Raw genomic sequence first — 12,190 nt, 5'->3', positions numbered from 1 at the left:
ATTACGAACTACGAAATCCTATAGTTTAAGCTAATCGTTGGTTGAGGGCATTCTCAACTTGATAAGTCCCAAGGGTGCAGTTAGAATCGAGTGGGAATATGGGAAATTCGGGGAAGTTATTCATGGTTTTTGTTACCGTGCACAGCACCATTACTCCTTCTCTCCCCTTTTTTTCTTGATTGTAGTAATAACTGATTATTTTAAATTCGTTATTGCCTGCTTCAAATCTCTTTCCTGCAAATTGGTAGATAGCCTTTTTCCAATCGGGTTGCCAGCACATTAGAGTATCTATCGCCTTTTGTCTAAAATCTGCTTTATCGATATGAGCAAGTATATTCAATATGCAATATTCTTTTTTGGCGATAACTTCACGGGCATAATTAATTAGCCAGTACTCTGCTTCTTGGAGAATGGCTTTTGATTCTCTGTTTAGGCATACTTCGTCATGGCTTTTTGCCATTACATATGCCCGTTGCTCAAAAACCATGCCGTTAAGTCGCATTTTTAAATCAGATGGATAATATGTCATTAAATCCGCAAGTTCATCACTAATTGCTGGTAGGGGATATTTAATTAGAGGGCAAATTTTAACTTGATATCCCAATTTTACTGATTGATTAATTATTAGGTGAATATCTGATGCAGGAATGAAATCGCCCAACTGATAGTTTGTATCTGTTAATAGATATGTCGGTGCATGAATAATTTGGAATTTTTGGGGTGATTTTTCGCAGTCAGGAACTAACTCTATGTACATAACACTAACAAAAAGACTTTGCTTTAGCTAGCGTTAGTTTATGTCGTAGTTTTACTAATGCAGTATCGCATATTAGTTTTTATAAGCTGTTATATAACTATTTCATGAAAAATTCTACTCTCTATATGAAATAGAGAGTAAAACTATTTTCTTAGAGAGTTTACACCTGTTGCTGGATTAAATCTTGAAGTATAGATAATCCAACTTGTTTGGAGATTGCCGTGTTATCATCAGGACACCTATAGATAACAGTACAGTTTGAACAACCGTGCTTACATGGGCAATTTTCTACTAAAAATCTTGCCTTAGATATAGCTTTTTCTAGGTATTGAAATAGCGTATCGCACATTCCAGTTCCCCCTTCAACCGTGTCGAAGAAGTAGCCGACTAAATTAGGTTGCCTTGGTTCCTCATGTAGTATGAAATCGACATCCTTACTACTGGCTCCATGTTCAACTAGCGGAAGGGCTAGCATCAGCTGATGCGCTAAACTGTGGATGCAAATATCGGTTTCCTTGTATTCAAATAACTCTCTTTCCTCCCTGGAAATGTATTTCTGGTTCTTGATTATTGACCTAATTTGCTCTACCTTTGACTTGAATAAATTTGTTGCTTGTAGGTCTATTTCAACTTCCAGACAACTTGTAGAATAGCTAGTAGTTAAAGCTTCCTTGTACGGTACTTCTTCTACTAGCTGTATGATGTCTCTTTCTGTTAGTTGACTGTTGCATATGGAACAGTTTTCTAATTTGCTTGCTAGGGATTGATTGTGATTTCTACAATCTCGATTCGGACAAGTCCATCTCGACTCCCGGTTGTATAACTTGTATCCGAATATTGACTCCGAGATGTTACATATTTTAGGAGTAAGTTTTATCACTCCCCTTGGTAATTGAATTAACTTTTCTTCGCCTGTAGTTTTGACTTCTTCAAATCTAATTGCTCCTTGAGGGCGTGTAAATAGGTTTGTTTGAGATGTTGGTTTGAGAAAGGCTTGTCCCTCCTTGATTTTGAGTTCTAATGACCGATACCAAACGGGGTTGCCATCAAAATCTTGTGCTATGTAAATAGCATCAGGGTATACCTCCCTCAACGCAGAATTTACAGCACTTTGTTCAAATTCTTCGCCAGTCGAGGTGTTGATGTAGTCGATGTTGTTGCTTCTGCTTCCCCTAATTTTGATATCACCGTGTATATAACCCAAATGGCGAGCGCACGCCAGCTTGTTATTAAAGCTGTACACGAGCTTTTTGTCTTCAAGTAGTTGGTTTGCGATCGCAACTCCCCCTTGTCCGAAATGCTTGGCAATTTGGTTGATTGTCGGGCGTGATTCTTTGCAGCAGGCTAAGATATGTGCTTGTAGTAGGTTTTCAAAATTGGGATTGAAGTTGATTACCTCCGGTGGATCGGTCAATAACCGTTCGGGGTGGTTTGAATAGTATGAGTCTAGGATTGATTGCCTGGAAGGGATAAATACTATCAAGCCTTCTTCCTTCCTACCAGCACGGCCAGCCCTTTGGCGGAAGGAGAGGATACTACCAGGATACTTACAAACGAGTACGGCATCAATGCATCCCAGGTCAAGACCCGCCTCAAGTGCAGACGTTGAGACTATAAATTTAACATCTCCAGATTTTATATCTGCAATGATTTTTCTCCTTTGATTGTTTTTCAAATTGGCATAGAATGCAGAGATAGTATTTTTGAGGTGGGGTAGTCCATTTTCAACTAATATTTTGCGGATTGTTTGGGTTAGGCTTTTGACCGTTTCGCGACTATCGCAAAAGCATATCCCAATTACATCTTTACTAACAAGTAAAGCTGCAATTTGAGCGGTTGTGTACAGAACACTATTTTGGGGCTTGAGACTGATAAAAGTGGTTTGAGCTTTTCTTGCCCCACTTTGACTAATAACCGTAAGATTTTCCCTCCGATTGGAAATTTTTGGGCTATCTCTTGACTATTGTTTATAGTAGCTGAGGCATAAATGTATTTTAGTTGTGATAAATTGCCTCCTGCTTGTTCTATTATTAGTTGGGTGCGACGATTAAGTAAAGCAAAATTAGCCCCAAAAATTCCACAATAGAAGTGAAGTTCGTCCACTACTATAATGGATATTTTGCGTAAGGTTTCAACGAAATTGTAGTTATCAAATTGGTAGTTATTAAGCTCATGATGCCATACATCGGGGGTAACACAAATAATAGAGGGTTTGTGTGTATAAAGTTTTTTGCGTTCTTGGGATGAAGTATCGCCATTAATATTGAGAATAACAGGGCGAATTGACTCTGGTAAAAGGTTTACAAATTCCCTGATTTTTTCTTCTTGGTCAAATGCTAGGGCTTTGAGGTTGAAGAAAATGATACAGGAGTTCCCTTTGAAACATTCGTGAATGACTGGAAGTAGGAAGGATATGCTCTTGCCACTAGAAGTTGGTGTTTCAAGAATAATATGATTTCCTTGATTGTACGCTTCCCACGCTTCAATTTGGTGAGAGTATAATTGATTTATTCCTAATTGCTTAAGCACATTATTTACTGCTGAATGCATGCTATCTGGAATTTGTTCCAGGTTAGCTGCTTGTTCAGGTATTACATCACAGTAGGCAAGTTTATTTCTACCTTCTATTTCAGTAGCTGTTTCTTGATATATTAGACTTTTTGAGGTTGGTGTATGCTGAATTTGGGAAAGATTTCCTTTCTTTATTTCTTCCTCCCAATTGAAGATAGTTTGGCTAATTATGCCTTTTCGGAAATAAAGGTTATCGCCGATAATTGCACTAACTTGAATTATTCCATGCTGCTTGGAGTAGATACTACGACTTGGTTGTAACCACTCTGGTCGGTTGCTCATAAAAACTACCTACTTGTTGTTTTTAACAAGTAAGCGTCAGTGGTTGTAGTGGTTTTATGCAGATTTGACTGTATTATTTTAATCGCCTGGATATACTCAGACGATTTTAATGGGACTGCCTACGTCGCAGTAGACAACATCACTAATTATATGACTAAAGCGATTGGCACAGGTTGCTCCAGCGAGTGTAGTGTCGCAAATACTAGAAAGTGATGTAGATGGAGATGGTTTAACTTTAGCTCAAGAGCTAAAACTTGGGACTAAGGCTACTGAATATAATATGTCAGCCCAAATAGCTGCTGCGTGTCAACAGCAATATCAAGCATTTCCATCCAGGGATTCTGATTTTGAGCTTTAAGTTTTATACAGTTTTTTTCTAGCAATTATTGTTACTTATAAACAGCGATATTCTCCCCTATGCCACACCATACCCTGTATATGGACGCTTGTAGGGCGGATGCAGTCCCAAGACAATTTCTTCCTTTGATACCCCCATCTCTACTAATGCTTGAGCAATATCTAACTCAGTCGTATTGCGCTGAATCCAAATCTTGCCATCTTTAATATCCAAATGGATAAAACAGTTATATACTCGCTTGAGTCCTTCCCAACCAACATCCAGCAATTGATAATGGTCATGTTCTGTATCAAAAACCAGCTGACACTCAACATCTGGGTTACTATTTTCCGCAGATGCCTGTTCAGTTAGTAACTTACGGATGCATTGGCGGTAGTATTCTATTCTCTCCATTCGATAACCTCCTCTTTAATTGGGTCGTAGACCACGAGCTTTAGTTGATAAAACTTGACCGCTTCTTGAACAAACAGTTCTTGGAAGAACGTTTGAAAAGTATCAAAAGGTACTGCCAGATAAAGCGTCCGGTCTGGTTCTTTCATTTGTAGGGCAAGCTGATAGTTGAGAAATTGTCCCAAAGCTACGTGAAAGTCAGTAATCGCCGAACTATTTAGAAAACTTTTTATTTCAACTGCTATTTTTCGCCCTGCTTTCTCAGCTCCTAATATCTTTTCTGCTGCTAAATCAATCTCGAACTTCACACCTTCAATTTTTATTATGAGCGGATCGGCTGTAATTATCCACTCTTCCTTCAGTAGTGCTTGTTTGACAGCAGCATGAAATAGGTCTTTTGCTGACATCTCTCCTCAGTGTGCTTTTAACTTTATCTTATTGTATGTAAACAGAAGTTATATTTGCTACATACCAAAGCCAAAGATGATATTTATTACATCATCTGGAGAGATTTGAAATTTGCGAGCAATACTATTTATATTAGCTTCTCCGTTCATGTGTTCTTGTAGTATTAGCTGAATCGTTGATTCAGATATCTTTGCTTTTTTACCCTGACCGATGCTAGTATAATAGCTTTTAATAAACTCGTTTATTTCTGCTCGTTCAAGTTCTTGCCAACATTTTTTACGGTTGCTCCAAAAACAATTCCCAGGTGCATAATTTCCGGTAGCATCTATACGGGCGATGATTGTATTTTTGGGAGCAGTTCCCATATCTACTAAGAACTGGTTAAAATCATCTTTCCAATCTGGATGTACCTCTATTCCACAACCACCATGTTTTTTATAAAAGGGGTGGTTTTTGTTATAACAAACCTGTTTTATATAATTCCATGAGTGGTATTCTCTTGAATTTTCTGATGTGATTTTGATTGCTTTTTTTCTTCTACATCCGCAGCTATTAGTATTACCAGCAATTAGACTGTGTTTGTAGACATATTTCTCTGTTCCACAGCTACAGCGTACTAAAACTTTGACAAATCTACCTGGTTGTTGTATTTCTGTGTTGTCAATTACTGTTAGTTCGCCGAAGGTTGTTCCTACTTCTATAAGATTTCCTTTCTTAATACAGCCGCAGCTTTTTGTTTTACCATTAAGAAGATTGTACTTGAATACTCCTCTTTCCGTACCGCAAGCTGTACACTGACATAGTATTTCTGTCCCTTGGTTTTTAAGTACTTGCCAATAACCAAATTTCTCTCCTATGTCAATAGTTCGACTATGCATATTTACTAATACTTATTAATATATTTATTTTTATAAAAATATGATGAATTAGCTGATTTTTGATTAATACAAGAGCCAGTTAACTATCATTTTATATCTTGAGTTCGAGTTGTTTGGATGCAGATAATTTGTCTGTTAACCACCTAATTTGCTGTCCAATACCCAAACCTTCCATTGGTGTCCTAATAACGTATTTGTGCGCCTTTAATATAGGAATTACTTGCTTTCGATACAGCTTAACAGTAAGGAAGACTATTTCTGTATCTGGGTTGGTTTTCTGCATGATTCTGCGGGCCACTTCCTGCGCCCACTGCTGGCGTTCATTTGGGGATAGGGAACGGGGGGATAAATCGTAGGGCGAGATTATTTCTTCTGGTTCCAGAACTTTGTGTAAGGGAGAAAGGATTTTCCATCCCCCTTGGGTTTGGGCATACTTGCGACAAGCCTGGAAGTGCTGGGAGCAATAAACTTCCTTCGCCGCTGCTTTTTGATTGGTTTGTTTCCCGCATCCGGCGACAAGGTAAAGAGTTTTTGGTTTACTGAGATAGTGATAAGTTGCCAGTAGCGAGTTAAGGTTGTGTGCCAACCGCATAATGCTTGCTGGGCGGTTGTTTATCTGCTGAGGGTTTATGCGATGACTCCGTGCGATCGCACAAGTCCGACAGTTGCACCTGGCTGCTTGATGCATTGGACATCTAGTCAGTGTTGAATAGAACTGTGTTGCTGCTAAAGGTTTCTCTAGCGTGTGTTGAGCCATCAAAGCTAATACCCATCTCAAAAAAGGTTTTGGCGTATTGCGGCGAGCAGAGTCCGAAAATGTGGAAGTGGATGCTTTTACCCTGAGAACGTATCTTCTGAACGATTGTTTTTATAATGTACAGGTTTGTTGAATACTCTTTCGCTTGCTGTGCTAGTCCTCCTATTCCGAAGTGCTTATAACCAAATTGGTATAGTTTAACACCATACTCTATTTTCTCTTGGAGAGAGAGTCCGTGAATGACGGCGAGGGGTGTTCTACCGGGCAGTTTTTCCTCCGCTATCTTGATAAAAGTCTGTGCCTGTTGGAGATTATATTGCCGCCGCCAGTCAATATTTCTAAGCAGTAGATTATCGGGGCAAGTTACAATATCGCCAGGGCGGCTGCGCTCTCGATATCGGTTGGCTGCATAATGTGCGTTAACATACTGTCCATCGATGGTGGGATAGTCTTGTTCCCGGTACCCAAATGCACCACAGTCGTGGATGATTGGACTATTTTTGGGGATTACTTCAGGTTTTATTGTTAGCGAACACAGCCATCCAGTGGGCTGGTACTCAGTTAGTTCCCATATTCCCACTTTCTTATTATTTAACTTAAGATAATCTCTTTTTCCCAACACCGCGTAAAAACCTGCTTTCATCATTTTAACCCAATTACTCACTATTAAAAAAGCGAGTATTGGCTGTGGTAGTAAAGAAAAATTACCTGTATTTGCATACAGGTTTCATAGAATTTTAGGGTTCTAGATACAGTTGAAAATTGGGATGAAGAGAAAGTTTTTGCTTGATACAATCTAGCTTTCTGTTATATCCATAATTGGCAAGTATCATCTTCTTGAACTCTTCTCTTGTGGCTTTAATATCTCGAAACAGCTTGCTAGTTGGATAGCAAAATGCAGACTGCTGGCGGCTGTAGAACCATACAAGCTGGTTAATTTTGTAGATATCATCGCTATCAAGCAGACAGTAGCTAATTTGTTGGTAAAAGTTTTCCAGTGTGAATGGACGACGTTTTGCGGTTGTCCTAATATCAACCAGGGTATTTCCTACTAAGATTTGATAGTCTGCACCTCCGATCAATTCGCTTAGTGGAAATGAACCATTGCAGATGATTTTACCTGGAGTTATTTGATTTTTAACTGTTTCCCAAGCATGGGGTAATATGCCGATAATTTGTGCTGTATCTTGGATGGTAGGTAACCACTTGCTGAAATATTTAGCTTCTGGGTTTAGACGGTTTTCTCCTTGGAGAAATGGTTGGAGTATTTCGTGGATTTCTCTAGTCCGAACATAATTTTCTAATGTACTCAGTATCATACACTTGAGTGCTTCTTCTTCGAGGGAGTTGGACTCTGCAATACAGTAGTCAAATGCGTGTTCTATTTTTAGCAGTTGTGCGCCTGTAAGTGGTATGCACCCCTTGTACCAGTCTTTCTGGTTGTAAATTAGTCCTAAGTATTTGCTGAGTGCTTTGCTTACAGCATTTCCCGTAAGTGGGAAGTCTGTCCCCTCTGCTGGTTGAATAATTTGCTGTTGAAATAATAATTGATTGTGGCTTGTGATGATCCTTGCTACTGCTGTATTAAACCTTTTATCAAACCACTTTCTGATGGGTGACTCTTTATTCTTTAATTCTGAAGTTAAACTCATACGGCTAACTAGTTGTTTTTGATCTAACTGCGTCAGCTCGCATGTAGTGATTTATATTTTTTTGCTTTTAACTAGGATGAAGTTTTGTTGAATTTCAACCCATCACTGGTGGGCTTTCACACCCTATAATTCCCAAGGGATTTCTGCGGTGAAGTTTACATTTCTATTCCTTTGGATTTCCCTTGAGGTGTAGCAGCGGCGACTGTTTGCTTTTGAGGGAAGCTAACAACCTGGGTGGGGGTAAACTGCTGTTTGATTTCTTCAGCCCGCCATTGTTGCAAGTCCTGCATGATGTATTTGAGGCGGGTGAACTCAATAGTGCTTTCCCCAAGCCTTTGTGCCTCGTTTGTTTTGTGGGTCATGATTTTGAGGTACATTTCCCGCTGGTCTGCAAGCGGCAACTTACCATTGTTGTCTTTAAGCTTTTGTAGGATTTCCTCATTACCCTGGTTGAGGACCCCTCCCCAGGCAAGGCCTCCTTTTTTTGTCATCTCTGCCCACTCTTGAGCAATGTAAGGATGTACTTTAACAGGGATATCGCCTGCACTTTGGATTTGTTGGGGTTCTTGGGCAGGGGGTTGTTGGACTTGTGCTGTTTGTCCGCCCTCGAATATCTGTTCAAGATTGAGTTTGCTGGCGTTTTGGGCAATAAACTTTACCTGGTTGATGTCATAATCGCTGATATTCATCTTGGCGACTTCTTTTTTTATCCCCTCCTCTGTTTTGGTTAACTCGAACTTGACTAATTCCTGAGTACCCCTTTCCTCAGTCTTTTTAAACAATTGCAAGCTGGCTTTCTTGCCTTGGGGGTCGCGGGTGCGCTTAATGGTAAATTCCCCTACAGTAAGTTCATCTTTCCCCACTGCCAAAAGTGTATTGTTGAGAGTGTCCAACATCTCGTTTTGTTTGAACACTTCTAGGGTTTTGATAGTGCCAACGGGAGCGAGACTGCCGAGGGTGTTAGCTACATCTCGGATGTCTGAAGTACTGAGATCGGGTAGCGTTCCCTTATCTTGCAGGTGTTCGCCTACCATCAGGAATTCTTGGCGTTCCACGCCTAACATTTCTTGATTGTGTTTGGTAAATTTGGGTTCTTTGTTTCCCTTACCGGGTTTGAACTCAAAGAGTGAATTTTTCCAAGAGTGAAGTTCGTCACTGCGGCGGTGAATGTTAATAGTGTCTCCCTCTTGCCGAATTACAAAGGCATCACTTCTATAAATGCGGGAACCATCCTGCTCAATGGTGCCGTATTTTTTTAGCATCTCGGTTGCAGCTTTGGCGATATCTTTGTTTTCGCCGTTGTAGCGTTCTTTTTGGGCTTGTTTGTTTTTTATCTCGTATACAGGTACTTCTACCTGGCGTGCCCACTGCTGCGCTTGTGGTTCTACCCTTGGCGTTTTTGCTACCTGTTGGTAAGTATACTCGGCAGCATATTGTTCCTCTTCCTCCAAACTTTCCTTTTTGGGGGTTGCGCGCTTTGCGATTGCGCTTTTCTCTTCTTCCTCAACGAGCTTTTTATTACTGGTAACTGGTATTTCTTCTGAAGTATAGTTTTCTTTATTTTCTACTTTTTCCTGAAGATTACTGCTGACAAATTCTTTGAGGTTTTCTTCTACTTTACCTGGCTGATTTTCTACTGTTTCTGGGGGTATAGTTGATACAGTGGACTCAGAATTTTCGAGATTTGAAGGTTGGTTATCTACATTAGTTTCAGATTGTAAATCGCTTTCCTGACCTTCTATAAATTCTTTAGTATCTTGGTAATTCTTGACAATATCAGATGAAGCAGGTAGTAACTTTACTATTGGTTCGTAAGCTACATCAATAATTTCATCTTGAGAAAGGTTTTTTGTAATTAAGTTAGTCCTACATTTACCTTCATCATCTTGTTCATAAATGATAATTTTATTACCTGAAGAGGTATAGGCAGTTATTTTAATAGCTGCTTCGTAATCTCCAGGTTGATTATCATCTAAATCTGGTACATCTTGTACTAGATGAATGGCAATAGTTTGGGCTTGAAAATCTGTTATTTGTGCGCCTTCTCCTTGGGTAATAACTTGATGATTTTGAGGGTCGCATAAGTCTATTTTTTGCCATTTGTAAGCTCCAGGGGTAGATTCATCGGGGATCAGATTGTAAGTATCCTTACCAATTGTGATTGCGATTTTATCTGCTTCTTCTCTTTCTTTAAGTATTTCCCTAATCTTTTTATAAGTCTCAATCAGGATTTTGGCTAAATCTAAAGCTGCTTGGCTGGTGGTACTGGTTATTTGAAGATAGTTATCTGTTATTTTTTGTTGCTGGGTGTCGAACATGGTGGTTTTGGTAATCTATCGAGAAATACTGATAAGTTTTGTATTTATCATGAGAAAAATTCCTTATAGCTATCCACAGGCAATGGTGCATTTCCTGCTTGTACGGGTGCTTGGGGAATCGGGAAACGCTTATCTACCTCTTTTATCCTAATATCTAAATCTTCTTGAGTTGGTCGTTTTTGAGTACTTTTACGAGCAAGCTTATTGATAAGTTTGTCCCAATTTTTGCTGTTTTCTTCCTCCAGTCCAATGATATATTTTGGTACTTTAATATTTTTTAATATGGGTACAGAACCCTCTTTTCTATTATCATAAGCAGGGTTAATAAATACGCATTTACCGGGTGGTAACTTGAGAAACTGAGCAGGCTCAAATAATTTCCGAGTTTTCTCTTGGTCGGAGATTGAAATACTAGTTTTCCCCCCGACCATTGACCGGGATTTCTGCTTATATTTAATTTCTTCTTCACCAAGGTAAGCACTAAAAATCCTTGCGGATTCTTCTTCACCTGGGTTGAACACAAACTTTGTACCGCACGCACCGAGGATAGCTTTGGCGATTTCCTTACCATAGATTTTTTCTAACTGTCCCATGTTTTGCCAACCGAGGATACCGCAGAATCCTTCAGAACGTGATTCGTTGAGCCACTTAAATAAGTCTGGTAAGAAAATTGACGGCAGTTCATCGACAGAAACCACAAGCGGCCCAGTTTCTTTCCGCTTTTTGGCGATACTGCGGGCGACGGTCATATGCATAATAGAGGTCATCAAAGGACCCACTGCATCTCTACGTTCCCTGTCCAACCCAAATATAATCATCTGCTTCTTGCCTACCTCCAGTGGCAAGGTAGTCTTACCAATAAAGCAACCGAGAGTGTTTTTCGCCATGAAGCGGGTAAACATTAAACTAGCGGTACCTGCGATACCGGCGATGGTCTTTTCCGAGCCAGCCGAGCTAAATAATTGACCAAAAGCTATCCGTATCCACGGGTTAAGGCTAGCAGCCATTAGGCGTTCGACCATCTTTTCGCTCGACAGGATAGCCGCTGCGGTCATAATGTCTGCGTACTCACCAAACTCTTTGGTTAGCATTAAAATAGCCTGCGTCAACTGGTCGCCGGCGGGGCCAAAGAATGCATCTTCAGAGGCATTTCCTAACAGGCGGAAGTTTTTGTTGATAACTGTAGCTAACTGCCGTGCAGTCTCAGCATCACTACTGTCGCGTAAAAAATCGATTGGGTTACATACCTCCGATTCAGGAAATCCCGGTGCGAAGATATGTACGTCATACCCCTTTGATTTAGCGTAACTGGCGATTTTGGCTTGACTGGGGTATTTAAAATCGTATATAATAATACCAAAACCTTGGTCAATTGCTGAGTAAATCATCGGGTTAATAGCTGAGAAAGATTTACCGCTACCAGGTGCACCAATTACGGCAGTCCCGCGTTGGACATCGGGTACATAAACAGGGACTCCCCCACTCCCCTTTGGTGGTTTTTGACCTTTATATCTATGTACTCCAATATACAAGCTGGCACTGTCGTATTTAGGAGAAGTGATTTGTTTGAGAGCTTTTTTCTTAGCTTGGGCGGTTTCCTTTGCTCCACCCCAATAGCTAGTAGCAAGCTTGCCTTTTTTGCCATTACTAAAAAGCTGTAAAAGCAACAATAAGCCAATTCCCCCTGCAAGTACCAAGCCTTGGGGTGAGATTAGCTTATCTGTATATTTACTAAAGTCTTGATTGCTGCTTTTTTTATCAGCCTTTACTTCCCTAACAGTTTTAGTTTTGGCTGTTGCCAATAAGTAATTCATAATTA

Annotated in this window: 12 protein-coding genes; 1 reads left to right on the top strand and 11 read right to left on the bottom strand. The window is 40.0% G+C overall.

Annotated features, from left to right (window positions below):
* Nucleotides 1-25: 25 nt before the first annotated feature.
* The 3 genes from UYC_RS0100415 to UYC_RS0100405 all read right to left on the bottom strand — a co-directional run bounded on the left by UYC_RS0100415 (nt 26) and on the right by UYC_RS0100405 (nt 3,610).
* A complete protein-coding gene (locus UYC_RS0100415) occupies nt 26-757 on the bottom strand; it encodes a hypothetical protein (RefSeq protein ID WP_016877670.1) in 732 nt (243 codons plus the stop codon).
* Between the two features lie 160 nt (nt 758-917).
* Nucleotides 918-2,492, bottom strand: a complete 1,575-nt coding sequence (locus UYC_RS0100410) for a helicase-related protein (protein ID WP_235083064.1) — start codon at nt 2,490-2,492, stop codon at nt 918-920.
* A 62-nt stretch (nt 2,493-2,554) separates the two neighbouring features.
* Entirely contained in the window at nt 2,555-3,610 is a 1,056-nt protein-coding gene (locus UYC_RS0100405; RefSeq protein ID WP_026087667.1) for a DEAD/DEAH box helicase, read from the bottom strand.
* 163 nt (nt 3,611-3,773) lie between these two features.
* Between UYC_RS0100405 and UYC_RS0100400 the strand changes: the two genes are divergently transcribed.
* On the top strand, nt 3,774-3,968 hold the full coding sequence (locus tag UYC_RS0100400; RefSeq protein WP_016877668.1) for a hypothetical protein: 195 nt from the start codon (nt 3,774-3,776) through the stop codon (nt 3,966-3,968).
* Between the two features lie 57 nt (nt 3,969-4,025).
* Here UYC_RS0100400 and UYC_RS0100395 read toward each other — a convergent pair whose 3' ends face one another.
* From UYC_RS0100395 to UYC_RS0100360, 8 genes are all read right to left on the bottom strand, one after another.
* Complete coding sequence (locus UYC_RS0100395; RefSeq protein WP_016877667.1) at nt 4,026-4,361, bottom strand: XisI protein; 336 nt, start codon at nt 4,359-4,361, stop codon at nt 4,026-4,028.
* Nucleotides 4,349-4,765 (bottom strand): XisH family protein, encoded by a 417-nt coding sequence (locus UYC_RS0100390; RefSeq protein WP_016877666.1) that lies wholly within the window; start codon nt 4,763-4,765, stop codon nt 4,349-4,351. Before UYC_RS0100390 ends, UYC_RS0100395 begins: the two co-directional genes overlap by 13 nt.
* Before the next feature lie 57 nt (nt 4,766-4,822).
* The gene (locus tag UYC_RS0100385; protein ID WP_016877665.1) at nt 4,823-5,644 is read right to left on the bottom strand and encodes a hypothetical protein; all 822 of its coding nucleotides are present in this window, start codon (nt 5,642-5,644) and stop codon (nt 4,823-4,825) included.
* 91 nt (nt 5,645-5,735) lie between these two features.
* Entirely contained in the window at nt 5,736-6,332 is a 597-nt protein-coding gene (locus UYC_RS0100380; RefSeq protein ID WP_235083062.1) for a DUF6884 domain-containing protein, read from the bottom strand.
* 7 nt (nt 6,333-6,339) lie between these two features.
* Nucleotides 6,340-7,065, bottom strand: a complete 726-nt coding sequence (locus tag UYC_RS0100375) for a hypothetical protein (RefSeq protein ID WP_235181595.1) — start codon at nt 7,063-7,065, stop codon at nt 6,340-6,342.
* Between the two features lie 73 nt (nt 7,066-7,138).
* Entirely contained in the window at nt 7,139-8,053 is a 915-nt protein-coding gene (locus tag UYC_RS0100370; RefSeq protein WP_016877662.1) for a hypothetical protein, read from the bottom strand.
* Nucleotides 8,054-8,208: 155 nt separating this feature from the next.
* A complete protein-coding gene (locus UYC_RS0100365) occupies nt 8,209-10,371 on the bottom strand; it encodes a hypothetical protein (protein WP_016877661.1) in 2,163 nt (720 codons plus the stop codon).
* Nucleotides 10,372-10,418: 47 nt separating this feature from the next.
* On the bottom strand, nt 10,419-12,188 hold the full coding sequence (locus UYC_RS0100360) for a type IV secretory system conjugative DNA transfer family protein (protein WP_026087765.1): 1,770 nt from the start codon (nt 12,186-12,188) through the stop codon (nt 10,419-10,421).
* Between the last annotated feature and the right edge of the window lie 2 nt (nt 12,189-12,190).

Source organism: Chlorogloeopsis fritschii PCC 6912, assembly GCF_000317285.1.
GTDB classification, from domain to species: domain Bacteria; phylum Cyanobacteriota; class Cyanobacteriia; order Cyanobacteriales; family Nostocaceae; genus Chlorogloeopsis; species Chlorogloeopsis fritschii.
The sequence above is the reverse complement of the archived record's forward strand: the minus strand, read 5'-3'. Positions and strand labels throughout refer to the sequence as shown.